At 66.2% G+C, this 23,515-nt stretch carries 20 protein-coding genes; 8 read left to right on the top strand and 12 right to left on the bottom strand.

Going from position 1 to position 23,515, the window contains the following annotated elements:
• Positions 1-40: 40 nt before the first annotated feature.
• Both A9Z05_RS31810 and A9Z05_RS31805 read left to right on the top strand, forming a co-directional pair.
• Complete coding sequence (locus tag A9Z05_RS31810) at positions 41-634, top strand: LysE family translocator (RefSeq protein WP_069621528.1); 594 nt, start codon at positions 41-43, stop codon at positions 632-634.
• Positions 635-864: 230 nt separating this feature from the next.
• On the top strand, positions 865-1,944 hold the full coding sequence (locus tag A9Z05_RS31805) for a purine nucleoside permease (RefSeq protein WP_069621527.1): 1,080 nt from the start codon (positions 865-867) through the stop codon (positions 1,942-1,944).
• A gap of 82 nt (positions 1,945-2,026) precedes the next feature.
• On the opposite strand, the gene A9Z05_RS31800 is transcribed toward A9Z05_RS31805, so the two are convergent.
• The 4 genes from A9Z05_RS31800 to ceoR form a co-directional block, all read right to left on the bottom strand.
• Positions 2,027-2,785, bottom strand: coding sequence for a hypothetical protein (locus A9Z05_RS31800; protein ID WP_069621526.1), 759 nt, complete (start codon positions 2,783-2,785; stop codon positions 2,027-2,029).
• A 13-nt stretch (positions 2,786-2,798) separates the two neighbouring features.
• Positions 2,799-3,410, bottom strand: coding sequence for a M35 family metallo-endopeptidase (locus A9Z05_RS31795; RefSeq protein WP_256122147.1), 612 nt, complete (start codon positions 3,408-3,410; stop codon positions 2,799-2,801).
• 707 nt (positions 3,411-4,117) lie between these two features.
• Complete coding sequence (locus A9Z05_RS31790; RefSeq protein ID WP_069621524.1) at positions 4,118-4,411, bottom strand: DUF4148 domain-containing protein; 294 nt, start codon at positions 4,409-4,411, stop codon at positions 4,118-4,120.
• Between the two features lie 405 nt (positions 4,412-4,816).
• Entirely contained in the window at positions 4,817-5,821 is a 1,005-nt protein-coding gene (gene ceoR / locus A9Z05_RS31785) for a putative multidrug efflux transcriptional regulator CeoR (protein ID WP_069621523.1), read from the bottom strand.
• Between the two features lie 174 nt (positions 5,822-5,995).
• Between ceoR and A9Z05_RS31780 the strand changes: the two genes are divergently transcribed.
• The 4 genes from A9Z05_RS31780 to opcM are packed head-to-tail and all read left to right on the top strand — an operon-like array spanning position 5,996 to position 12,883.
• A complete protein-coding gene (locus A9Z05_RS31780) occupies positions 5,996-6,856 on the top strand; it encodes an alpha/beta hydrolase (protein ID WP_050017334.1) in 861 nt (286 codons plus the stop codon).
• A gap of 32 nt (positions 6,857-6,888) precedes the next feature.
• On the top strand, positions 6,889-8,106 hold the full coding sequence (ceoA, locus tag A9Z05_RS31775; RefSeq protein ID WP_050017333.1) for a multidrug efflux RND transporter periplasmic adaptor subunit CeoA: 1,218 nt from the start codon (positions 6,889-6,891) through the stop codon (positions 8,104-8,106).
• Positions 8,107-8,151: 45 nt separating this feature from the next.
• Complete coding sequence (gene ceoB / locus A9Z05_RS31770; protein WP_069621522.1) at positions 8,152-11,337, top strand: multidrug efflux RND transporter permease subunit CeoB; 3,186 nt, start codon at positions 8,152-8,154, stop codon at positions 11,335-11,337.
• A gap of 10 nt (positions 11,338-11,347) precedes the next feature.
• Positions 11,348-12,883 (top strand): multidrug efflux transporter outer membrane subunit OpcM, encoded by a 1,536-nt coding sequence (gene opcM / locus A9Z05_RS31765; protein WP_069621739.1) that lies wholly within the window; start codon positions 11,348-11,350, stop codon positions 12,881-12,883.
• 93 nt (positions 12,884-12,976) lie between these two features.
• Here opcM and A9Z05_RS31760 read toward each other — a convergent pair whose 3' ends face one another.
• Genes A9Z05_RS31760 through A9Z05_RS31750 form a run of 3 tightly spaced genes read right to left on the bottom strand, consistent with a single transcriptional unit; the run spans position 12,977 to position 15,795 of the window.
• A complete protein-coding gene (locus A9Z05_RS31760; RefSeq protein WP_069621521.1) occupies positions 12,977-13,972 on the bottom strand; it encodes an NAD(P)H-quinone oxidoreductase in 996 nt (331 codons plus the stop codon).
• Complete coding sequence (locus A9Z05_RS31755) at positions 13,969-14,346, bottom strand: carboxymuconolactone decarboxylase family protein (protein WP_069621520.1); 378 nt, start codon at positions 14,344-14,346, stop codon at positions 13,969-13,971. Before A9Z05_RS31755 ends, A9Z05_RS31760 begins: the two co-directional genes overlap by 4 nt.
• A gap of 12 nt (positions 14,347-14,358) precedes the next feature.
• Positions 14,359-15,795, bottom strand: a complete 1,437-nt coding sequence (locus A9Z05_RS31750) for an NAD-dependent succinate-semialdehyde dehydrogenase (RefSeq protein WP_069621519.1) — start codon at positions 15,793-15,795, stop codon at positions 14,359-14,361.
• Between the two features lie 377 nt (positions 15,796-16,172).
• Here A9Z05_RS31750 and A9Z05_RS31745 point away from each other — a divergent pair, with 377 nt between their 5' ends.
• Positions 16,173-17,108 carry a LysR family transcriptional regulator gene (locus A9Z05_RS31745; RefSeq protein WP_069621518.1) on the top strand — a complete coding sequence of 312 codons (936 nt, stop codon included), beginning with the start codon at positions 16,173-16,175 and terminating at the stop codon, positions 17,106-17,108.
• A gap of 142 nt (positions 17,109-17,250) precedes the next feature.
• On the opposite strand, the gene A9Z05_RS31740 is transcribed toward A9Z05_RS31745, so the two are convergent.
• Positions 17,251-18,141 (bottom strand): LysR family transcriptional regulator, encoded by an 891-nt coding sequence (locus tag A9Z05_RS31740; protein ID WP_069621517.1) that lies wholly within the window; start codon positions 18,139-18,141, stop codon positions 17,251-17,253.
• A gap of 101 nt (positions 18,142-18,242) precedes the next feature.
• Here A9Z05_RS31740 and A9Z05_RS31735 point away from each other — a divergent pair, with 101 nt between their 5' ends.
• Positions 18,243-18,683: a PACE efflux transporter gene (locus tag A9Z05_RS31735; RefSeq protein ID WP_069621516.1), complete on the top strand. Its 441-nt coding sequence runs from the start codon at positions 18,243-18,245 to the stop codon at positions 18,681-18,683.
• A 102-nt stretch (positions 18,684-18,785) separates the two neighbouring features.
• On the opposite strand, the gene A9Z05_RS31730 is transcribed toward A9Z05_RS31735, so the two are convergent.
• The 4 genes from A9Z05_RS31730 to A9Z05_RS31715 all read right to left on the bottom strand — a co-directional run bounded on the left by A9Z05_RS31730 (position 18,786) and on the right by A9Z05_RS31715 (position 23,469).
• Positions 18,786-19,637 (bottom strand): alpha/beta fold hydrolase, encoded by an 852-nt coding sequence (locus A9Z05_RS31730; protein WP_069621515.1) that lies wholly within the window; start codon positions 19,635-19,637, stop codon positions 18,786-18,788.
• Positions 19,638-19,876: 239 nt separating this feature from the next.
• A complete protein-coding gene (locus tag A9Z05_RS31725) occupies positions 19,877-20,206 on the bottom strand; it encodes a DUF3579 domain-containing protein (RefSeq protein WP_069621514.1) in 330 nt (109 codons plus the stop codon).
• A gap of 25 nt (positions 20,207-20,231) precedes the next feature.
• A complete protein-coding gene (locus tag A9Z05_RS31720; protein WP_069621513.1) occupies positions 20,232-21,593 on the bottom strand; it encodes a sigma-54 dependent transcriptional regulator in 1,362 nt (453 codons plus the stop codon).
• Positions 21,583-23,469 (bottom strand): ATP-binding protein, encoded by a 1,887-nt coding sequence (locus A9Z05_RS31715; protein ID WP_069621512.1) that lies wholly within the window; start codon positions 23,467-23,469, stop codon positions 21,583-21,585. Before A9Z05_RS31715 ends, A9Z05_RS31720 begins: the two co-directional genes overlap by 11 nt.
• Positions 23,470-23,515 lie beyond the last annotated feature (46 nt).

Below are 23,515 nucleotides of genomic sequence, written 5' to 3'. Positions count from 1 at the left end.
CGATAGAATCGATGCCTTCCGTTGAAGGTATCGACGATCGATGAACGACTTCCTGTTCGGGCTGACGATCGCGCTGTCGGTCGGGCCCGTCGCGCTGATGATCGCGAACTACGGCATGCGCGCCGGCACCGCGACCGGCGTGCGCGCGGCGATCGGCGTGGCCGCTGCCGACGGCTGCTATGCGGTCGTCGCGTTTACGATCGGTGCGATGCTCGCGAGCACGCTCGCGTCGCATCTGCCGCTGTTCCGCGTCGTCGGTGCGCTCGTGTTGCTCGCGATGGGCGCGCGGATGCTGTGGCAGGCGCTGCGTGACCGGCGCCGCACGCTCGACGGCGACGTACCGACGCCGCCGGGCGATCGCCCGTTCGTGTCGATGTTCTTCGTCACGCTCGCGAACCCGCTGACCATCCTGCTGTTCTACGGCTATGCGACCGCTGCCGCCGGTGCGCATCGGCACTGGCTGGTCGGCGCCGCGTGCGTGTTTGCGGGCAGTCTCGCGGGGCAGCTCGTGTTCGCGTTCGGCGGCAGTGCGATCGGCCGCTTCGTGAAATCGCCGGGGTGGCTCGCCGCGAGCCATATGGTCGCCGCACTCGTCGTGCTCGGTTATGGCGTCGCGGGGTTGATGCGCGTGTAGTGCGGCGAGAAACGGTCGATGTCGCGGGTGACGGCGAACCAAATAGCATTCCTGATGTTTGCAACACCGCGACGAACGCGCGATTTTCGGACACGCAACACGCATTCGTCCGCACGAAACACGGGCAGCCGTTTCGTAGTCGGGTTCCGCATCGCGCACGCCCGTTCTATACTCGTCGCGCAGTCTCCGACAGCCGTTCTCACCCAACATCATCGAAACAAGGAACGCCGATGCTGACTCGCTCCATCCTTTCCGCCGCTGCATTCTCGCTCGCCGCCTGTGCGACCGCGCCGTCGATCGCGCAGGACAACCAGGGCAACGATGCGGGCAACGCCGCATTCGCCGAGACCGGCTCGCATGGCCGCCCGGTCAAGGTCATGATCATCACGATGTTCGGCCCGGAAGGCCAGGCGTGGCTCGACCGGCTCGGCCCGTGGCGCGACATCACCGTGCCCGGCCTGTCGCCCGACTATCCGGCCGTCCACTGCAACAAGCAGGACGTATGCGTGGTGACGACCGGCATGGGCTATGCGAACGCGTCGGCGACGATCATGGCGCTTACGTTCTCGCAGCGCTTCGATCTGCGCCGCACGTATTTCCTGGTCTCGGGCATCGCGGGCGTCGATCCTGCACAGGGCACGGTCGGATCGGCCGCGTGGTCGAAATACCTCGTCGATTTCAGCCTGCAGTGGGAACTCGATGCGCGCGAGATTCCGGCCGGGTGGAACACCGGCTTCCTCGGCATCAACACGAAGAGCCCGAACGACAAGCCGCCGCTCGACTATCGCACCGAAGTGTTCCAGCTCAACCCGCAGCTGACCGACGCCGCCTACGCGCTGTCGCGCAACGTCGTGCTCGCCGATAGCGCACAGGCGCAGGCCGCGCGCGCGAAGTTCACGTACGCGCCGGCGAACCGGCCGCCGACGGTGATCCAGTGCGATACGTCATCGGGCAACACGTGGTTCTCGGGCACGCTGATCGGCGAGCGCGCGCGCCAGTGGACCAAGATCCTGACGGACGGCAAGGGCACCTACTGCATGACCGCGCAGGAAGACAACGCGACGTTCGAAGCGCTCAAGCGCGCGGCGAGCGTGAAGCGGGTCGACCTGTCGCGCGTGGCCGTGCTGCGCACGGGGTCCGATTTCGACCGGCCGTACGCGGGGCAGACGAGCGCCGACAACCTGCTGAACTACGCGGATCAAGGCGGCTTCGCGCCGGCGACCGAAAACCTGTATCGCGCGGGTAATCCGCTGGTGCAGGACATCGTCACGCACTGGGGCGAATGGCGTGATGGGGTGCCGCGCCGCTAAGCTGATGGCAAGACGCGCGGGCTAATTCGAGCCGGCGCGTAGAGTCGGGCTCCGGGCGATTGACGATCGCCCGGAGCAATCTTCACGGCTGCGGCGGTGCGAGCTTGAGTTCGATTCGTGTGTATTCGGGCCCCAACAACTGGATGGTCCCCGTCTGACCTTGCTCGTCCGTCATGCCGACATACTGCATTGCGCTGGTGCTGATCCGATAGCAGATGTGCGCCAGCGGCTTCTTGCGGTCATTTCTCAGAAACAGGGTTTGATTTCGCGTGCGTTCGGTCCAGCGTTCAGTCGTCACGAACCGCGCGGGTGTCGGTTCCCGGCTGTCGCCGCACGTAAATCGAGCGGAGTCGGCCCGAGGCCCCGGCGTGCGCGGTGTCAGCGCATAGCTGGCTACGCCCGATGTACGCGGGGAGTTGCAGAGGCTCTGACATCCGGCTGGCGGGCATTTGGGAGCGAACTGAACCCATAGCTGTTTCGCGTCGTCGCGATCGAGCTTGCCGTTCGTGCGCGAGATGATTCGCTCGCTGACGTAGACGTCGTCGGGAGCCATGCCGAGTTGCACAAGAAAGGACTTCATCTGCGTGCCGCGTTGGCGAGCCAGTTGCATGGGCCGGTTTTCCCAATCGTAGGCCGCCGCGTCGACCGATGCCATCGTGCCTTCGAGCGTCCACTCCTTGGCGGTCAGGTAGTGTCTGACGACGGAGAGCCTGTCGGCGTTGCTGATTTCGATTGAGTTCAGCGGCAATTGCATGCTGTCGGTCAGCATGATCTTGCACGCATCGGCCTGTATCGGAAGGGTGAGGAGGGCGATCAGTATCGCGAAGAGGGCTCGTCGCATGAATTTCCCCGATCTACCGCGCCAGAATGAACCAGGCGATGTTGTCCGCATTGTTGATGGCTCTATCCGGGTGACGTCTTGCAAACTGGACACACGCGGCGCGCCCGTACGCCCCGGAATGATCATGTGCGTTGAATGTGTCCGCGAAGTGCGCGCATTCGTGCACGATCGTCAGTTGCTGCGACGAGAGATTACCGGCCGATCGCTCGGGTAGTGAGCAAAAAGGGAGATTGATGGCGATGATATGGGCGGACGTGTCCGTGCGACAGACGTGCGCGACTTCCGCGTCACGATGACTCATGTTCGGCAGGCATCCTGTGGCGCGATCGGCCTCGGAATCGATGCGGACAAAGTTCCGTGGGCCGAGCGCGCCCATCACGCTGGCAGGGGCGCCCAGTCCTCGAATCAGCGTGCGCGTCGTATCGACACGCGCTGAACCGAACCATTCGATGACCCGCGCTTCAATGGCGGGACTCCATCGCATCAAATCCCGGCGGCGCTGCTCGGTGATCGCCACCGCTTCGTCTCGCAATTCGAGCATCCGCCTCTTGAACGTCGAATCGCTCATGTTCGGACATATCGGCGGTCCGTCGAGCGATACGCTGAATTCTTGTGGTGCTGTCATCGGTACGCTCCATATGGGCATCGTTGAGGGTGCTGATGCTAGACATATGAAGTCGACGAGCCATGCGTCAAATTGCAGGTGACGAGGTGAGCGAGTGTGGGGAAATGTGAATAGGCGGTGCGTCAGGCTCCTGTTTCTTTCGGAGAAGAATGATCGTTCGCAAGTTCAACCGGTATGAGGGCGGCGATCCGGGCTGTCCGGACATACGATTTGCATTCACCGGACCCCGAAGGATCGCGGCGAACGCGATCTGACAGACGAATCTGTCCGTGTCAATTGATGTGTCGAGCGTGCGGCCGACTCAGCTGGACGAATTTTCCTCGGGTAACGTCACGAATCGTGTCACTTCGACGTGCGCTCAATGACGATATCCATTGCCTGTCGGCCCCCCGGCGACCGAAAACCTGTATCGCGCGGGCAATCCGCTGGTGCAGGACATCGTCACGCATTGGGGCGAATGGCGCGATGGGGTGCCGCGCCGCTGATCGCCGCAGGACGGTGTCAGCGACGCGTCGACGCGAACCTTAATGCGATTGCGGCCCGGAACGGAACGGCGTCCACACCGGCGTGGTGTCGTCCCAGTGATCGAGCGGCGAAGGAAGTTGGTCGTTCATCATGTGCTCCTGCAACTAACTGGCTCATCAAATCGTCGATAAGATCGTTCGAGACGCCGCGCACGGGACAACCCGCTGCGCGGCGTCGCGCGTTTACCGGCCCCCGCCGGCGAGCTGGTTGCCTTCCGGGATCGGGCGATACGGGCCTTGCGCGAGTTCGAGCCCCTGCGGATACGAAGTCGCCTTGCGCAGGTACGCGAGCGTGCCGTCCTTGCGCGCTTGCTCGACTTCCGCGCTCACTTCGGCGCGCGTACGCGGGCCATTGTGTTGCGCGTACCACGACGCGTTGGCGTAGTCGCCGGCGTGAGGGGTGCCTGAATCGGCGAACGCCGGTGCGGACACGGCGAGTGCGAGCGCGAGGGCCGAGAGAAGATGGCGGCGGTTCATGGCGTAACTCCTAGAGATGTCGGAGCTGGCGCCGAGCGCTGACTCCGGTCCCGCCAGGCGGGATCTGTTCGATGCGCAACGAGGTGCGCGACAGGGTTTACTCTAGGTATCCGTTCCGTCGCGATAAATGCGGCAGACGCGAATTGAATTGTCGTGTCAGTGGAACAATCGCCATCCGCACGGTCGACAGGGTTATGCGCAAACGGCCGGCAGCCCCGTGGCATGGGCCTCGCGCGGGTGCGGCGACGACGCGCGACGACGCACGTGGCCGATTGCCGCGGGCGACGCAAAGGTTTACTGCCGTTTCAGGAAGGATCGAGGGCGCTGCGCTTGAAGGGCGTGCCGGCGCGGCGCCGAGGCGGGACGACGCGCGGGCGCCACGGCCCGCGCGCGTTGTTCAGAGGATTACGCAACCCACTCGTTGATCACCGGCGTATCGAGCACCGGCGCGCGCTCGGCCTCCTCGAACGTGCGCTTGCTGCACGTCGCGTCGAGGCTGCCCTTGCCGCTCAGCAGCGGGCAGCGGTCGAACACTTCGGCAATCCAGTCGACGAACACGCGCACCTTCGGCGACAGATGGCGGCTGTGCGGATACACGACCGAGATCGGCATGGGCAGCGGCTTGACGCCGGGCAGCACTTCCTTGAGCCGGCCTTCGCGCAGGTGCGGCAGCACCATGAACAGCGGCGGCTGGATCAGCCCGAAGCCCTCGATCCCGCACGTCACGTACGCGTCCGCGTCGTTCACCGACACGATGCCCTCCATCTTCATCTCGACTTCCTTGCCTTCGATCAGGAACGTCCAGTCGATCGTGCGGCCCGTGCGGCTCGAGAAGTAGTTGACGGCCTTGTGCTGGCTCAGGTCGTCGATCGTCTGCGGCTCGCCGTGGTGCTCGAGATAGTCGGGCGACGCGACCGTCACGCATTCGAACAGGCCGACGCGGCGCGCGACGAGCGACGAGTCCTGCAGCGCGCCGACGCGGATCACGCAGTCGACGCCCTCCTGCAGCAGGTCGACCGGCCGGTCGGACAGGCCGAGTTGCAGGTCGATGTCCGGATAGCGCGTATGGAATTCGCACAGCGACGGAATCACGAGCAGCCGCCCGATCGAGCCCGGCATGTCGATACGCAACTTTCCGTGCGGCTTCCGGTTGTTGGCCTGGAAGCTTGCTTCGGTTTCCTCGACGTCCGCGAGGATCCGCACGCATCGTTCGTAGTACGCGGCGCCGTCCGGCGTGAGCGACAGCCGGCGCGTGGTCCGGTGCATCAGCCGCACGCCGAGGAAGGCTTCGAGATTCTGGATGATCGTCGTGACGGACGCCCGTGGCAAGCCGAGCGTTTCTGCTGCCTTGGTGAAGCTGCTTGTATCGACGACGCGAGTAAATACCTGCATGGCCTGAAGCCGGTCCATCACAACCTCCGCAATCTAATGAGCCTCCTGAACGACAAGGCTGCGCTACCTCGTGGGTAAACGCAGCCTCGGATTGTTCGGGGGCGTTGAATTGTGTTGCCGGATTATAGGCATTTATCCCAATGTCTGCCGGACTCAGAATTCGTTCCATCTCGAAATGGACGCTGCATCGTCATGGACGCTTCTGAATTCAGCAAATTCCTGAAAGCCGCGCTGCCCGCGCAAGCCATAGCCGGCGCGGCGCTGACGGTTGCCGAAGTGGAAATTCCCGGCTACGCACAGGACATCGTGCTGCGCCTCTACCGCCGTCCGGACAAGACCGGGTTGCCAGTAGTGCTTTATTTCCACGGCGGTGGCTTCGTCCGCGGTTCGCTCGAAGACGCTGATTTCGCCGCGCGTTTTTTAGCAGAACGCTTACCAGCTCTCGTAGTGTCGGTCGATTATTCGCTCGCGCCGGCCTTTCCTTTTCCGGCCGCGCCGGAGGATGCGTATCGCGCCGCCGTGTGGGCCGCGACGCGCGCCCGCGCGTTTGGCGGCAACCCGAAGAAGATCGGCGTGGCGGGGCACGACGCGGGCGGCCAGCTCGCGAACTGCCTGGCCTTCATCGCCCGCGACCGCGGCGAGGTGTCGATCGCCGCGCAGGCGCTGTTCGGGCCGATGCTCGACCCGAGCATGACGCGCATCGGCGACGCCGAGCGCCTTGCGTCCGACATCACCGCGCGCGAATGCGCGGCCTGCTACCGCGCATATCTGCCGCAGGCGGCGCAGCGCATGCACCCGTACGCGGCGCCGATCGAATCGGTGCGCCTCGCGGGGTTGCCGCCGACGCTCGTCGTCACCGCGCAGAACGACGTGCTGCACGTCGAGGCGGAAAAATATGCGGGCTGCCTGATCTCGTCGGGCGTGCTCACGCAGGTGATCCGCTATCCGGACATCACGCACGCCGCGCTCGCCACGCACGAAGCCGCATTCGAGGAAGCCGTGCGCTTCTTCCAGTGCCGCTTCCAGGCGCGCCAGCCGAACCGTTCCGAATAACCAGAACCAATCCACGCTTACCGGAGATCCACATGGCCATCCTACGCACCTCCCGTTCCCGAATCGCGACCGCGGCGATCGTCACGCTCGCCGTCGTCGGCCTCGGCACGTTCGGCGCGATGCGCGTGAACGCGAACGCCCCCGAGAAAGCGGCGGCGCCGCTGCCCGAAGTCGACGTGGCGACCGTCGTGCCGCAGACCGTCACCGACTGGCAAAGCTATTCGGGCCGCCTCGAAGCGGTCGAAAAAGTCGACGTGCGCCCGCAGGTGTCGGGCACGATCGTCGCGGTGAATTTCAAGGACGGCGCGCTCGTGAAGAAGGGCGACGTGCTGTTCGTGATCGACCCGCGCCCGTACCAGGCTGAAGTCGACCGCGCCGCCGCGCAGCTCGCGGCCGCGCAGGCACGCAACGGCTATGCGCAGACCGACTGGCAGCGCGCACAGCGGCTGATCGGCGACAACGCGATCGCGAAGCGCGACTACGACGAGAAGCAGAACGCGGCGCGTGAAGCGAACGCGAACCTGAAGGCCGCCGAAGCCGCGCTGGAAACGGCGCGCATCAACCTTGGCTATACGCGCATCACCGCCCCGGTATCGGGCCGCGTGTCGCGCGCGGAAATCACGCTCGGCAACGTCGTGTCGGCCGGCGCATCGGCCGCGCCGCTGACGACGCTGGTGTCGGTGTCGCCGATCTACGCGTCGTTCGACGCGGACGAGCAGACCTATCTGCAATACATCAACGGCGCGCGCAGCGGCCGCAAGGTGCCGGTCGAGCTCGGCCTCGCGAACGAAACCGGCTACTCGCGCAGCGGCGAGATCGATTCGGTCGACAACCGGCTCGACACGTCGTCCGGCACGATCCGCGTGCGCGCACGCTTCGACAACGCGGACGGCACGCTCGTCCCGGGCCTCTACGCACGCGTGAAGGTGGGCGGCAGCGCGCCGCACGAGGCGCTGCTCGTCGACGACGCGGCGATCAACACCGACCAGGACAAGAAGTTCGTGTTCGTCGTCGATCAGCAGGGCCGCGTGTCGTACCGCGAAGTGCAGCCGGGGATGCAGCACGGCAACCGGCGCGTGATCGTGAGCGGCCTTGCCGCCGGTGATCGCGTGGTCGTGAACGGCACGCAGCGCGTGCGCCCCGGCGCGCAGGTGAAGCCGCACATGGTCCCGATGACGGGCGGCGACGAGCCGTCCGCGCCGCTCGCGGATAACGCGAAGCCGGCCGCACCGGCGAAGGCGGATTCGTAAGCGGCGCGCCGCTTCGCATCCGCGCTCAACCAGACAGAGCAACCCATGAACATTTCCAAATTCTTTATCGACCGGCCGATCTTCGCAGGAGTCCTATCGGTGATCATCCTGCTGGGCGGGGTGATCGCGATGTTCCTGCTGCCGATTTCGGAGTATCCGGAAGTCGTGCCGCCTTCCGTGATCGTGAAGGCGCAGTACCCGGGCGCGAACCCGAAAGTGATCGCCGAGACGGTCGCGTCGCCGCTGGAAGAGCAGATCAACGGCGTCGAGGACATGCTCTACATGCAGTCGCAGGCGAACAGCGACGGCAACATGACGATCACCGTCACGTTCAAGCTCGGCACCGATCCGGACAAGGCCACGCAGCTCGTGCAGAACCGCGTGAACCAGGCGTTGCCGCGCCTGCCGGAAGACGTGCAGCGGCTCGGCATCACGACGGTGAAGAGTTCGCCGACGCTGACGATGGTGGTCCACCTGATCTCGCCGGACAACCGTTACGACATGACCTACCTGCGCAACTACGCGCTGATCAACGTGAAGGATCGCCTGTCGCGGATCCAGGGCGTCGGCCAGGTGCAGCTGTGGGGTTCGGGCGACTACGCGATGCGCGTGTGGCTCGATCCGCAGAAGGTCGCGCAGCGCGGGCTGTCGGCCGAGGACGTCGTGCAGGCGATCCGCGAGCAGAACGTGCAGGTCGCGGCCGGCGTGATCGGCGCATCGCCGTCGCTGCCCGGCACGCCGCTGCAGTTGTCGGTGAACGCGCGCGGCCGTTTGCAGACGGAAGACGAATTCGGCGACATCGTCGTGAAGACGACGCCGGACGGCGGCGTCACGCACCTGCGCGACATCGCGCGGATCCAGCTCGACGCGTCCGAATACGGTCTGCGCTCGCTGCTCGACAACAAGCCGGCCGTCGCGATGGCGATCAACCAGTCGCCGGGCGCGAACTCGCTGCAGATCTCGGACGAAGTGCGCAAGACGATGGCCGAGCTGAAGCAGGACATGCCGGCGGGCGTCGACTACAAGATCGTCTATGACCCGACGCAGTTCGTGCGCTCGTCGATCAAGGCCGTCGTGCACACGCTGCTCGAAGCGATCGCGCTGGTCGTGATCGTCGTGATCGTGTTCCTGCAGACCTGGCGCGCGTCGCTGATTCCGCTGATCGCGGTGCCGGTGTCGATCATCGGCACGTTCTCGCTGCTGCTGGCGTTCGGGTATTCGATCAACGCGTTGTCATTGTTCGGGATGGTGCTTGCGATCGGTATCGTGGTCGACGATGCGATCGTCGTCGTCGAGAACGTCGAGCGCAACATCGAGAGCGGGATGAACGCGCGGGCGGCGACCTACAAGGCGATGCAGGAAGTGAGCGGGCCGATCATCGCGATCGCGCTGACGCTCGTCGCCGTGTTCGTGCCACTCGCGTTCATGTCGGGCCTGACCGGCCAGTTCTACAAGCAGTTCGCGATGACCATCGCGATCTCGACGGTGATTTCGGCGTTCAACTCGCTGACGCTGTCGCCGGCGCTGTCCGCGATCCTGCTGAAGGGCCATGGCGACAAGGAAGACTGGCTCACGCGCGTGATGAACCGCGTGCTCGGCGGCTTCTTCCGCGGCTTCAACAAGGTGTTCCATCGCGGCGCGGAGAACTACGGCCGCGGCGTGCGCGGCGTGCTGTCGCGCAAGACGCTGATGCTTGGTGTGTACCTCGTGCTGGTGGGCGCGACGGTGCTCGTGTCGAAGGTCGTGCCGGGCGGCTTCGTGCCCGCGCAGGACAAGGAATACCTGATCGCGTTCGCGCAGTTGCCGAATGGTGCATCGCTCGACCGCACGGAGAAGGTGATCCGCGACATGGGTTCGATCGCGCTGAAGCAGCCGGGCGTCGAGAGCGCGGTCGCGTTCCCGGGGCTGTCGGTGAACGGCTTCACGAACAGCTCGAGCGCGGGCATCGTGTTCGTCACGCTGAAGCCGTTCTCGGAACGGCACGGCAAGGCGCTGTCGGCCGGTGCGATCGCGGGTGCGCTGAACCAGCAATACAGCGCGATGAAGGATTCGTTCGTCGCGGTGTTCCCGCCGCCGCCGGTGCTCGGGCTCGGTACGCTCGGCGGGTTCAAGATGCAGATCGAGGATCGCGGCGCGGTCGGTTACGCGAAGCTGTCGGATGCGACCAACGACTTCATCAAGCGCGCGCAGCAGGCGCCTGAACTCGGCCCGTTGTTCACGAGCTACCAGATCAACGTGCCGCAGCTCAACGTCGATCTCGATCGCGTGAAGGCGAAGCAGCTCGGCGTGCCGGTGACCGACGTGTTCAACACGATGCAGGTGTATCTCGGTTCGCTGTACGTGAACGACTTCAACCGCTTCGGTCGCGTGTACCAGGTGCGCGTGCAGGCCGATGCGCCGTTCCGCCAGCGCGCGGACGACATCCTGCAACTGAAGACGCGCAACGACAAGGGCGAGATGGTGCCGCTGTCGTCGCTCGTCACGGTGACGCCGACGTTCGGCCCCGAAATGGTCGTGCGCTACAACGGCTACACGGCGGCCGACATCAACGGCGGCCCGGCGCCCGGCTTCTCGTCGGGTCAGGCACAGGCCGCGGTCGAGCGCATCGCGCACGAAACGCTGCCGCGCGGCGTGCGGTTCGAATGGACGGACCTCACGTACCAGCAGATCCTCGCGGGCGATTCCGCGATGTACGTGTTCCCGATCAGCGTGCTGCTCGTGTTCCTCGTGCTCGCCGCGCTGTATGAAAGCCTGACGCTGCCGCTCGCGGTGATCCTGATCGTGCCGATGAGCATTCTGTCGGCGCTGACGGGCGTGTGGCTCACGCAGGGCGACAACAACATCTTCACGCAGATCGGCCTGATGGTGCTGGTGGGGCTGTCCGCGAAGAACGCGATCCTGATCGTCGAATTCGCGCGCGAGCTCGAACACGACGGCAGGACGCCGCTCGAGGCCGCGATCGAGGCGAGCCGGCTGCGGCTGCGCCCGATCCTGATGACGTCGATCGCGTTCATCATGGGTGTGGTGCCGCTCGTCACGTCGACCGGCGCCGGTTCGGAAATGCGCCATGCGATGGGTGTCGCGGTGTTCTTCGGGATGCTCGGCGTGACGCTGTTCGGGCTGATGCTGACGCCGGTGTTCTACGTCGTGCTGCGTACGCTCGCGGGCGGCAAGATCCACGTCGCCGGCAAGGATTCGGCGGGGTACGGCGTGCCGGCGCCCGATGCTTGAGGACCAGAAAATGAATAACTTGCACAACACGAACGGCCTGATGCGCTTCGCGAAGGTGGCGGCCGCGAGCACCCTGCTCGCGACGCTGCTCGCCGCGTGCGCGGTGGGCCCCGACTACAAGCGTCCGGACGCGGCGGCGCCCGCCGCGTTCAAGGAAGCGCCGACTCTCGCCGCCGGCGAGCAGGCCGGCACGTGGAAGACGGCCGAGCCGTCGGACAGCGAACATCGCGGCGAATGGTGGAAGGTGTTCGGCGACCCGGTGCTCGATTCGCTCGAGACGCAGGCGCTCGCCGCGAACCAGAACCTGAAGGCCGCGGCCGCACGGGTCGAGGAAGCGCGTGCGGCGACCCGTTCCGCGCGCTCGCAATGGTTCCCGCAGATCGGCGCCGGGTTCGGGCCGACGCGCGAAGGGCTGTCGTCGGCGTCGCAGTTCCAGCCGGAGGGCACCGGCCCGACCAACGCGACGCTGTGGCGCGCGCAGGGCACGGTATCGTACGAAGCCGACCTGTTCGGCCGCGTCGGCCGCAACGTCGAGGCGTCGCGTGCCGACCAGGCGCAGAGCGAAGCGCTGTTCCGCTCGGTGCAGCTCGCGCTGCAGGCCGACGTCGCGCAGAACTACTTCGAACTGCGCCAGCTCGATTCGGATCAGGACCTGTACCGCCGCACGGTGGAGTTGCGCGAGCAGGCGCTGAAGCTCGTGCAGCGTCGCTTCAACGAAGGCGACATCAGCGAGCTCGACGTGTCGCGCGCGAAGAACGAACTGGCGAGCGCGCAGGCCGATGCGGTCGGCGTCGCGCGCCGGCGCGCGGCATCCGAGCATGCGCTGGCCATTCTGCTCGGCAAGGCTCCGGCCGATTTCGCGTTCAAGGAAACGCCGATCGTGCCGGTCGCGGTGAAGATTCCACCGGGCCTGCCGTCCGCGCTGCTCGAACGGCGCCCGGACGTGGCGGCGGCCGAGCGCGCGATGGCGGCCGCGAACGCACGGATCGGGCTCGCGAAGTCGGCGTATTTCCCGAAGCTCGATATCACCGGGGCGTTCGGGTATGAAGCGTCGACGCTCGGCAACCTGTTCCTGTGGTCGAGCCGCACGTTCCTGCTCGGGCCGTTCGCCGGCACCGCGCTGACGCTGCCGCTGTTCGACGGCGGGCGGCGTGCCGCCGGTGTGCAGCAGGCGCGCGCGCAGTACGACGAGCAGGTCGCGAACTACCGGCAGCAGGTGCTCGTCGCGTTCCGCGAGGTCGAGGACAATCTTGCCGACCTGCGCCTGCTCGATGACCAGATCCGCGCGCAGGATGCGGCCGTCAACGCGTCGCGTCGGGCGGCGACGTTGTCGCGGACGCAGTATCAGGAAGGCGAGGTCGCGTATCTCGACGTGATCGACAGCGAGCGGTCGGTGTTGCAGTCGCAACTGCAGGCGAACCAGTTGACGGGGGCGCAGGCGGTGTCGACCGTCAACCTCATTCGCGCGCTCGGCGGCGGTTGGGGCCCGGCGCCGACGGCGGTCGGCGATGCGGGGGTCGTCAAGGCTGACATGGCTGCGCGGTGAGTGCGCACGGCGGGCGATGCGTCGCTCGCCGGCAGTGAAGCGAAAAACCCCGGCATGCAGGCTCAGGTCTGCATGCCGGGGTTTTTTATGGCGTCAGGCGTTTTCGTTCATCGTCAGGATGATCTTGCCGACGTTCACGGCCGACTCCATCCGTCGATGAGCCGCCGCGGCATTTGCGAGCGGAAACACGCTGTCGACAACCGGCTCGAGGCCCGCGCCACCCGCGAAGCGCTCCAGCCAATGCTCGCGAAATCGCCGAACCATCGCGTGTTTCTCGCGCGGGTCGCGCGACTTCATCACCGTGCCGATGATTTGCAGATGGCGGTACAGAATCTGATCGAGCGCAACGCTCACGTCGCCGCCGCCGCCGAGTATGCCGACCTGCACCAGCCGGCCGCCGTTGGCCAATGACGCGACATTCCGCGAAAAATACGGCGCGCCCACGAAGTCGATAACGATGTCGACCCCGCGTTTGCCTGTCCTGCTTGCGACGACTTCCGAAAAATCCTGCGCGTTGTAGTCGATCGCATGGTCCACGCCGAGTTGAACGATCCGTTCGAGTTTCGAGGCTTCGGCGGTCGCGAATATCGTCGCGCCGGTTGCGTAGGCGAGCTGGACCGCTGCGGAACCGACCCCGCCCGCCGCCGCGTGAATCAGCACCGAATCGCCGCGCTGCAAGCGGCCCAGATGCAACAACGCTTCGTGTGCGGTGACGAAGACTTCCGGTATGGCAGCCGCGTGCACGTAGTCGATCTGTGCCGGAATGGGCATCGCCATTCTCCAGTCGATGCGCGCCAGTTCCGCATAGGCCCCGCCGCCCACGACGCCCATTACACGATCCCCCACCTTGTAGCCCTGCACGGCGCTTCCGGTCTCGATCACCTCGCCGGCGATTTCGAGCCCCATGAGGGTGGAGTCGCCGAAATTCGGCTGGCCGTATCCGCCTCGCCGATGGGTCAGATCCGCGCGATTCACGCCCGCGGCATGCACGCGTACCAGCAGATCGTCGGGGCGAACCTCGGGTGCCTGGACTTCGGCCAGCTGGAGAACTTCGGCCTCGCCGAATTCCTTGAATGTGATGGCTTTCATTTCATGCCTTCCTGCGTCGTAGCTGAATTACCGGCGAGATCGTCGGACCGGGGTTGCGCGCCCAGCGTTGCCTGCGCCACGGCGGACGCGGAGATTGCCGCGGGAAACCCGGCATAGAACGCGAGGTGAGTGATTGCCGCGGAGAGCGCTTCGCGGGTAACGCCGTTCGCCAACGCGCGCCGCAGGTGCGCCGGCAATTCGTCGAGATGGCCCCCCGCGATCAGGGCGGCGACGGTCACGAGGCTGCGGTCGCGCGGCGCGAGCGCCGGATCGCTCCAGATGCGCGGATAGAGCGTGTCGTCGACGAATGCCGCGAGCGTCGGCGTGAAGGCCCGCGCGGCCTCGCGCGGACTGTCGAAATGCGTATGAGACATGGCGATACTCCTTCAAGCCTGGCTGATGAACTTGTGCGTGAGGTAGTACTCGATGCCCTCGGTGCCGCCTTCCGAGCCGTGGCCGCTTTCCTTCATGCCGCCAAACGGCAGTTCGGTCGACACGATGCGGTACTGGTTGATGCCGATCATGCCGGCTTCGAGACCGTCTGCGACATCAATGGCCGTGCGCGCGCTGCGCGTGAACGCATAGGCGGAGAGTCCGTAGGGCAACCGGTTCGCTTCGGCGAGCCCGTCGGCGAGGGCGTCGAAGCGCAGCAGCAGCGCGATCGGGCCGAACGGTTCTTCGTGCATCACGCGCGCATCCTTCGGTACGTCGGCGAGGACGGTGGGTTCGAAGAAATATCCTTCGCCCTCGATGCGCTTTCCGCCGGCGAGGACCGTTGCGCCGCGTTCCACCGCATCGGCGATGAGTTCTTCCATCTTGGCAAGCTGGCGCGGATTGGCCAGCGGCCCGACCTGCGTGCCGGCGTCCAGGCCATTCCCGACCTTGAGGGCCAGGGTCGCGCGCACGAAGTGCCCGACGAACGTGTCGTAGACTTCGCGCTGGATCAGGAAGCGCGTCGACGAGATGCAGACCTGGCCCGTGCCGCGAAAGCGATTCGCCGCACCGTCGACCGCGGCCTTCTCGACATCCGCATCGTTGAATACGAGGACGGGCCCGTGGCCGCCCAGCTCCAGCGTGATGGGTTTGACGCCTTCGGCGGCGCGTGCCGACAGCAGGCGGCCGATCGGCACCGAGCCCGTGAACGTCACCTTCCGGATGACCGGGGAAGCGATCAGATGCTTCGACACCTGGTCGGGCACGCCGAATACGACTTGAAGCACGCCCTTCGGCAAACCGGCGTCATCCAGTGCGCGTGCCAGCGCGAGCGCCGTTGCGGGGCTTTCCTCGCCGGGTTTGATGATGACGCTGCATCCGGCGGCGAGTGCGGCGGAGAGCTTGCGCGCCGGGGTGATCGCGGGAAAATTCCACGGCGTGAATGCGGCGACCGGCCCGATCGCCTGTTTCTTCACGAGCTGTTGCACGCCCGGGCGGTTGGATGGCACCACGCGGCCGTCGATACGGCGCGCCTCTTCGGCGAACCATTCGAAATAGTCGGCGGCGCGCAGGACTTCGTCGCGGCTTTCTGCCAGTGGTTTGCCTTCCTCGAGCGTCATGACGGTAGCGATGTGCTCGGCGCGCTCGCGCATCAGTTCCGCGCCACGCTTCAGGATGCGTGCGCGTTCGGCTGGCACGGTGTTGCGCCAGACGTCAAAAGCCGATGCGGTGGCCTGCAGCGCGCGATCCAGATCGGCTGCCGTCGCCAGTGGGACGCGTCCGATCTCGATTTGCGTGGCCGGGTTGATCACCGGCGCCGTTTCGCGTTCGCTCGCAGCGATCCATTCGCCGTTGATGAAAAGATGAAGTGCGTCGTAACGGATGTCCATGGTAGTCACCTTTATGGTTAGGATTGCGATTCAATGTGTGTTCGCCTCGAGCCCGACAGGGAAACCTGCGCCACGCCGTCTCTGGATGATTCGCCGTGGCGGGCCAAGCTCGGGTTCGATACGTCCGCGTTCTGATTGCCTGACTTCGGGACCCAGTCTAGGCGTGAAGCGGCGCGCAACTTAGAGGGGCCGGAAAGAATGAATCTTGTCTCGGGAGAGAAAATCCCCGGCCAATGTGAAAGCGTGTTGAAAGGATGCGCAAAAACGACAGAGGATTGCGCGCTGCCTGCGCGAACCGAGCGCGGGCCCTATGATCAACGGGCTCGCGCGGGCCGATACGCGGCGATGCGGCGATCAATTCAAAACCAGGGTGCGTAATGGACAAGGTTCACACCATGTCGGTGTTTGCGAAGGTGGTCGAGATGGGCAGTTTCACGGCTGTCGCAAACCACCTCGATACGACGGTCGGCAACATTTCCCGAGCGGTCTCGGTACTCGAGGACAATCTCAACACCCGGTTGCTGCAGCGTTCGACGCGACGGCTCGTCGTCACCGATGCGGGGCGACGGTTTTACGAGCGCAGCGTGGCGATCCTCTCGGACATCGAACGGGCAGAAGCGGAAGCGCGCGATGCGCTGCTGGAGCCGCGTGGCGTATTGCGCGTGCATGCGGTGCCGGGATTGGGCCGTCAGCTCGTTTCGCAAGCCGTGCTGGCCTATCGGAACGCATATCCGGAAGTATCGGTCGATCTCATGCTGTCGCAGCGGATGCCGAACCTGCTCGAAGAGCAACTCGACGTGGCGATCGTGATTGCGCGCACGCTGCCGGACTCGGCGTATGTGAGCCAGAAGATCGGCGTCAGCCATTGCATTCTGGCGGCGTCGCCCGATTATCTGGCACGTCGTCCGGCTCCCGCGTGTGTGGAAGACCTCGTCGATCACACATGTGTGCGCCTGAGCACGGTCGATTACGCGCCGGACGAATGGCGTCTGCAAGGCAGGGCCGGCGAGGCGGTGTATCGTCCAGCGGGGTCGCACTTCAGCGTCAACGACATGGATGCGATGTCCACGGTGCTGCGCGAGGGCGCGGGGATCGGGCTGATCGCCGCCTTCTCGGCAATCGACGATTTGCGTCAAGGCTCGCTCGTTCGCGTCCTGCCCGAATTTCACACCGCTCAGCGCAACGTTTATGCGGTGTATTCGTCCCGTCAGTTCGTCGACGCGAAGATCAAACGGTTCATCGATGTCCTGAAGGTGCGGGTAGGCGACCGGTTGGCGGCGTATGCGGAGGAACTCGCTATCACGGTCGTATGATCCGTCTCATGGTCGGGCAGGTCTAGGGATCGACCGGGAATGCGTTTCTGGCGCCGAACGTGCGCGGCGGCCCGGTGATCGCAACTAACGGTCAAGCCGTCGCGCGTTGACGGACGGTGCGGCGACGCCATCGCCGCATCGCTCAATGCGGACCGTCTTCAGCCCGCAGCGCCCGCACGAGTTCCCCGGCGGCCTTGCCGAGTCCCGTATGTTTCGGCCGCCGCAAATACACAGGCAGCGGCAGCCCGTTGCGAATGTTCGCGAACACGAGCGGCGCGAGTTCGCCGTCGGCCACATACCGGCCGATGATCGATTCCGGCAAGTTCGCCCAGCCATGCCCGGCCTTCACGAGCGCGATCGCGGTCGCCATGTCGGTCACCTTCCACGTGCGGTTGCCGATCAGCGGCCGCACGTCGGTAAGCGGCCGCTCCGGATCGGCGATCACGATCTGCCGGAACCCCGACAATCGCTCGATCGCCTCCGGATGCGCGGCCTCGGCAATCGCAGGATGATCGGGCGCGGCGACCGCGATCAACGTCTCGGTCCATAGCGCGTGAATCTGTTCCTGAGGATGAAGATCGAGTCCGCCGTACGCGACGCAAAGATCGACGGCGCCGCGATGCAGCGCGTCGACGATCGCATCCTGCGGCGCGGTGACGACGCTGACCGCGAGCGCCGGATACTTCGCCGCCACGGCCGTCAGGGCACGCGCGATCGGCGCGCCGTCGATTTCGGCCGCGAGCCCGAGCCGCAGCGTGTCCTCGACCCCTTCCGACAAGTGCTGCGCATGCGCACTCAGCGCATGCAGCCGTTCGGCGATCGCGCGCGCGTCGGGCAGCAGCGCGGCCATCGCGGCGGTCGGCGTCGGCTCGCGCGAGCCGCGATCGAACAGCACGAGGTCGAGTTCGGCCTCGAGGTTCGCGATCGCCATGCTGACCGCCGACGGCGTGCGGCCGAGCGCACGCGCGGCCGCCGAGAACGAGCCTTTGTCGATGACCGTCAGCAGCATGTCGATGTGGTCGCTGGTCAGCATGGTCCGCCGCCTCCTGTCAGAAAAATTGAAAGGTCCTGACTTTTGCGGACGCAGTGCCCGCTGTAGTCTCGCCACCTTGTTCGAAACGAAGGTGGTCGGTCATGCAAGGATGGAAGAGACGCATAGTCTACGTCGTGCTGTTCGAGGTACTCGGCATCCTCGTCGCATCGTCGGTGCTCGGCATGCTGAGCGGCGCGAGCGCGGCGACGAGCGGTCTGCTCGGCGTGATGATCTCGACGACGGGCGTCACCGTCAATTTTCTGTACAACCTCGGGTTCGAGGCGTGGGAGCGGCGGCGCACCGAAACGACGCGCACCGTCGGGCGACGTGTCGTGCATGCGATCGGGTTTCAGGTCGCGCTCGTGACGTTCCTGATCCCGCTGATCGCGTGGTGGCTCGACGTGTCGTTATGGCAGGCGTTCCTGTACGACGCGGTGCTGATCGTGTTCTTCCCGATCTTCACGTTCACGTACAACTGGGCGTTCGACAGCGTGTTCGGGTTGCCGGATGCGGTGACGCGCAAGGCAGCGTCGGGGGCGTAATGTAGACGGATGCAGCGGGATGCGAAACGACGCGGACCGCCCGCGCTGTTTCGCTTCTGCAAGAGAGAGGAAGACGGGTGGCGCGCATGCCGCCCGCTCGCGTTACGCGGCGACGAACTCGTGCACGTAACGGTTGAACACCGCGGGGCTCGCCGCATTCATCCCGTGCGATGCACCGGCGACGGTTTGCCGCTGCGCATTGCCGATCCACTGCGACAGCGTATCGACGTTGTGGCGGAACATCTTCGGGCTGCGCTGGCCGTCGATCAGCAGCGTGCGGCACGCGATATCGCCGGCCGTGTGCTGCGAATACGCGGGCAGCGGGTCGCGCAGCTGCTTCGGCAGCGTGCTTGCATTGTCGATCGCCATCGTGCGGAAGCGCGACGTGCTCTTCTTCCATGCGCCGGGCAGGCTCACGGAATCGACGAACATCTCGAGGCCGGCTTCCACTTCGCCTCGATCGATCAGGTTCACGGCCGTCGTGCGCAGCGCGAGTGCGGCGGCCGGCAGCGCGGCTTCGCGTACGCCCGGCTGCTGGAGCGGGCCGCCCGGATCGGCGAGCGTCAGCGATTCGACGAGGTGCGGATGCTGGCGCGCGACGTTGAACGCGACGCTGCCGCCGCGCGAATGGCCGACCAGATGCACGGGGCCAAGATCGAGCGCGTCGATGAATTCGGCGAGCTCGTCGACGTGGTTCTGCCAGCTGAACTCGTCCTGGATGCCCGCTTCGACGGCCGGCCAGTAGTGGCTCAGGCTCGGCGCGATGCAGCGGTAGTGGGCCGACAGCGCCGCGAGTTGCGGATCCCAGTAGCGGTAGTCGCACAGCGAGCCGTGCACGAACACCATCGGCGCACCGCTGCCCCGCTCGACATACGGCAGGCTGATGCCTGACGAAAGCGTCGCAAATTGCAGGTCGGGGTTCGCGAGCACGGACGGCTCGATTCGCATGTTCATGACTGAAAGACTCAAAGGTGCGTCAACACGACGCAACTATGCATCACGGCGACCTGCAAGGAAAACGCATAATTTTCATCGTGACGATCAATTTTATTGATGGCTGCGCCGGAAACCCTTGTCGGAGCGTGGTCATGCGCCCAAGCCTTCAATCCTCTGACGATTGATTGCGGCGTGGAAAGGGCATGCGGCGGCGTGCGCGCACGCGTCTTTACGTAGAGAAAGGGAAGGGGGGCGCGTCAGCGCACCGTCAACGCCGGCGCGGTCCGAAGCTCGACCGGCAGATCGTTGTCGGCCGCGAACTGCATCGCGAACTCGAACGCATCCGCACACACGGCCCGCAATTCGTCGGACACGAACAGGCATTTGACGCCGCCGTCGACGACCGGCATCGCGAGCCGCGACAGCGCGCACGGATAGCCGGACCGCCGTTCGCCGACGAACAGCGTGATGACGCCCGCGAGCCGCTCGGGCCAGTCGCTCGGGCGGAAGGTTTTCTGCGCGCGCGTGACGCCGCGGATCAGGTGGCCGGCGATACGACCGTGTTCGGTGATGTCGATGCGATCCATGCTGTGGTGCGTGTCCTCGTGCGCGTCATTCGCCGCCGTCGGCCGCCGCGTCGCCGCGCGCGGGAATCCGCAGGTTGCGCAGCTTGTGATAGAGCGTTTTCTTCGGCATGCCGAGCGCGTCGCTCGCGTCCGCGACGTTGCCGTTGTGACGCCGCAGCATGTCCTCGATCAGCATCCGTTCGAAATACGCGAGCTGTTCCGCGAGCGTGCTGCCGGCCGTCGGCGCGCCGCCGGACGACAGCAGGCTGTCGCCGGTCAGCCCGAGCACGAAGCGGTCGGCCACGTTCTGCAGTTCGCGCACGTTGCCGGGCCACGCGTGCGTCATCAGTTCGGATACCTGCGCGGCGGTGACGACCGGCGCAGGCTGCCCGAAGCGCCGCGCGGCCGCGAGCACGAAATGCTCGAACAGCAGCGGCACGTCCTCGCGCCGCTCGCGCAGCGGCGGCAGCTCGATCTGCGCGACGTTGAGGCGATACAGCAAGTCCGCACGGAAACGCCCGTCGGCCGCGAGTTCGGCGAGATCGGCCTTCGACGCGGCCACCACGCGGCAGTCGACCGGAATCAGGTCGTTCGCGCCGAGCCGTTCGACCACGCGCTCCTGCAGCACGCGCAGCATCTTGACCTGCAGCGCGATCGGCATCGTCTCGATCTCGTCGAGGAACAACGTGCCGCCGTCCGCCCATTCGATCTTGCCGATGCGCTTCTTGATCGCGCCGGTGAACGCGCCGGCCTCGTGGCCGAACAGCTCGCTTTCGAACACCTGCTCGGGCAGGCCGCCGCAGTTCAGCGCGACGAAATGCGCGTCGCGCCGGCTGCCGAAGTCGTGCAGGCTGCGCGCGATCAGCTCCTTGCCGGTGCCGGTCTCGCCGGTGATCAGCACCGACACCGACGTATCGGCGAGGCGCAGGATCTTCTTGCGCACGTCGGCCATCGCGGGCGACTTGCCGAGCACGAACGCCTCGATGCCCTGCCAGTTGTTCAGCGCGGCGCGCAAGCCCTGTACCTCGAGCGTCAGGCGACGCTTCTCGACCGCGCGCGCGACGCGGCCGGCGATCACGTCCGACGAAAACGGCTTCTCGATGAAGTCGTACGCACCGACCTGCATCGCGCCGACGGCCGTCGAGATGTCCGCATGGCCGCTGATCAGCACGACCGGGATCTGCGCGTCGACGGCCATCACGCGGTCGAGCAGCTGCAGCCCGTCGATGCCCGGCATCCGCACGTCCGACACGATCACCACCGGCGCGCCGGGCGCGACGTGCGCGAGCGCGTCGGCGGCCGACGCGAACGCGTCGACCGGGAACCCGGCGAGCGCGACGGCCTGCTCGACGCCGATCCGGACGTTCTCATCGTCCTCGACGACCAGCACGCGAATCTCATCTTCCATGCTCTGTCCTTTGTTGCGGCATCGCCGCCGCGAATTCGATGGTGAACTGCGCGCCGCCTTCGTCGCGGTTCGTCGCGGCGATCTTCGCGCCGAACGCCTCGACGATGCGCGACGTGATCGCGAGGCCGAGCCCGAGGCCCTGGCCGCGCGGCTTGGTCGTGACGAATGGCTCGAACAGGTGCGGCAGCACGTCGGGCGCGATGCCGGCGCCGCTGTCGGCCACCGTGAAGCGCACGCGGCCGTCGTCGTCCGGGCCGGCCGCGTCGATGACGATGCGGCGCACCGGCGCGTCGTGCACCGCGTCGAGCGCGTTGCCGAGCAGGTTCACGATCACCTGCTGCAACTGGCTCGATTCGGCCGAGACCGTCGTGCCGGGCGCGATGTTCACGTCGAGCCGCACGCCTTCGTCGCGAATCCGCGCATCGTAGATGAGCCGCGCATGCGCGACGGCCTCGTTCAGCGACACGGCGACGCGCTCGACGTCGGGCTTGCGCGCGAAGGTCTTCAGCTCCCCGGTGAGCACGGCCATGCCGTCGACCAGCTTGCCGACCCGTTCGAGGTTCGCGAGCGCCGGCGCCGGCTGGCCGCGTTCGAAGAACGTGCGTGCGTTGTCGCACAACGTGCGGATCGCGACGAGCGGCTGGTTCAGTTCGTGCGTGAGGCCGGCGGCCATCTGCCCGAGCACCGCGAGCTTGCCCGCGTGCACGACTTCCTGCTGCGAATCGCGCAGCCGCTGCTCGGTGCGCTCGCGCTCGACGATCTCGCGCTGCATCCGCTCGTTCGCGGCGGTCAGCGCGGCCGTGCGCTGCGCGACCGTCAGTTCGAGCCGGTCGTTCGCGCGGCGCAGCGCGTCCTGCGCGCTCAGCCGCGCGAGGATCGCCCGGCGGCGCTGGATCGCATAGCCGACCAGCAGCGCGACGATCAGGAACGCGCCGGTGACGAACACGAACGCCGTCTGCTGCTGGCGCCGCGCGCCGGCGATGTCGAGCAGCACCATCAACGAATCGCCGCCCTGCGGCGCGGGGCGCGACATCACGAGATAGCGCGTGGTGCGGCCGGCGTGGCGCGGATCGGGGAAGGTGCCGAACCACGCGGCCGAACTGCGGTCGCCGATGCGGCGATAGGGCAACGCGTCGACGGTGCGGCCCGCGTACTGGCGCGACGCCTGGATGTCGCGCTGCTGCTGCGCGGTGATCGGGCGCAGCGCGGTGAATTTCCACGCGGGCTCGGTCGAGATCACGACCACGCCGTTGCCGTCGACGACCAGCGCGGCGACGCCCGGCGCGCGCCACGCCGATTCGAGCGGGTCGACGCTGATCTTCACGGCGGCCACGCCGATCGGCGCGCCGTCGCTGCGCACCGCGCTCGCGAAGTAGACGCCCGGCACGCCGGTGTTGGTCCCGATGCCGAAGAAGCGGCCGCTGCCGCGCGCGAGCGCGTCCTTGAAGTACGGCCGGTACGACACGTTGGTGCCGACGAAGCTGATCGTCTCGTTCCAGTTGCTCGCGGCGATCACGTCGCCTTGCAGATCGATCACGTCGACCGCGCCGCTGCCCGCGTCGCGATTCACGGCTTCGAGGTAGGTGTTCACCGCATGCACGAGCGCGGGGGCATCGTTCGGCGCGGCTTTCAGCATCGCGCGCACGCCGTCCTGCCGCGCGACCAGGCCAGGCAGGATCTCGAAGCGGCCGAGCTCGCTTTTCAGGCTCGACGCGTACAGGTCGAGCCGGTGCGCGCCGGCTTCCTCGAGCGCGTCGATCGCGCGTTCCCATGCGAAATCGACGGCCGCGCCGGCCACGCCGACATACAGCACCGCGGCCGATGCCCAGCCCCACCACGGGATTCCCTTGAAGCTCTTCTGCACGTTCGCCCTCATCGAAGCCGCAACCGGCCGTCCGCAACCGGCCGTCCGCAATCGCCCG

Origin of the sequence: Burkholderia sp. A2 (assembly GCF_001729305.1) — a bacterium.
In the GTDB taxonomy this organism is placed as follows: domain Bacteria; phylum Pseudomonadota; class Gammaproteobacteria; order Burkholderiales; family Burkholderiaceae; genus Burkholderia; species Burkholderia sola.
The sequence above is the reverse complement of the archived record's forward strand: the minus strand, read 5'-3'. Positions and strand labels throughout refer to the sequence as shown.

Coding starts and splice junctions, on each gene's coding strand:
- A9Z05_RS31790 (WP_069621524.1), bottom strand. CDS start 4,411: ATGAACCGCCGCCATCTTCTCTCGGCCCTCGCGCTCGCACTCGCCGTG.
- A9Z05_RS31805 (WP_069621527.1), top strand. CDS start 865: ATGCTGACTCGCTCCATCCTTTCCGCCGCTGCATTCTCGCTCGCCGCC.
- A9Z05_RS31800 (WP_069621526.1), bottom strand. CDS start 2,785: ATGCGACGAGCCCTCTTCGCGATACTGATCGCCCTCCTCACCCTTCCG.
- A9Z05_RS31780 (WP_050017334.1), top strand. CDS start 5,996: ATGGACGCTTCTGAATTCAGCAAATTCCTGAAAGCCGCGCTGCCCGCG.
- A9Z05_RS31740 (WP_069621517.1), bottom strand. CDS start 18,141: ATGCTGACCAGCGACCACATCGACATGCTGCTGACGGTCATCGACAAA.
- opcM (WP_069621739.1), top strand. CDS start 11,348: ATGAATAACTTGCACAACACGAACGGCCTGATGCGCTTCGCGAAGGTG.
- A9Z05_RS31755 (WP_069621520.1), bottom strand. CDS start 14,346: ATGTCTCATACGCATTTCGACAGTCCGCGCGAGGCCGCGCGGGCCTTC.
- A9Z05_RS31750 (WP_069621519.1), bottom strand. CDS start 15,795: ATGGACATCCGTTACGACGCACTTCATCTTTTCATCAACGGCGAATGG.
- A9Z05_RS31720 (WP_069621513.1), bottom strand. CDS start 21,593: ATGGAAGATGAGATTCGCGTGCTGGTCGTCGAGGACGATGAGAACGTC.
- A9Z05_RS31735 (WP_069621516.1), top strand. CDS start 18,243: ATGCAAGGATGGAAGAGACGCATAGTCTACGTCGTGCTGTTCGAGGTA.
- A9Z05_RS31715 (WP_069621512.1), bottom strand. CDS start 23,469: ATGAGGGCGAACGTGCAGAAGAGCTTCAAGGGAATCCCGTGGTGGGGC.
- A9Z05_RS31760 (WP_069621521.1), bottom strand. CDS start 13,972: ATGAAAGCCATCACATTCAAGGAATTCGGCGAGGCCGAAGTTCTCCAG.
- A9Z05_RS31745 (WP_069621518.1), top strand. CDS start 16,173: ATGGACAAGGTTCACACCATGTCGGTGTTTGCGAAGGTGGTCGAGATG.
- A9Z05_RS31725 (WP_069621514.1), bottom strand. CDS start 20,206: ATGGATCGCATCGACATCACCGAACACGGTCGTATCGCCGGCCACCTG.
- A9Z05_RS31730 (WP_069621515.1), bottom strand. CDS start 19,637: ATGAACATGCGAATCGAGCCGTCCGTGCTCGCGAACCCCGACCTGCAA.
- ceoB (WP_069621522.1), top strand. CDS start 8,152: ATGAACATTTCCAAATTCTTTATCGACCGGCCGATCTTCGCAGGAGTC.
- A9Z05_RS31810 (WP_069621528.1), top strand. CDS start 41: ATGAACGACTTCCTGTTCGGGCTGACGATCGCGCTGTCGGTCGGGCCC.
- ceoR (WP_069621523.1), bottom strand. CDS start 5,821: ATGGACCGGCTTCAGGCCATGCAGGTATTTACTCGCGTCGTCGATACA.
- ceoA (WP_050017333.1), top strand. CDS start 6,889: ATGGCCATCCTACGCACCTCCCGTTCCCGAATCGCGACCGCGGCGATC.
- A9Z05_RS31795 (WP_256122147.1), bottom strand. CDS start 3,410: ATGACAGCACCACAAGAATTCAGCGTATCGCTCGACGGACCGCCGATA.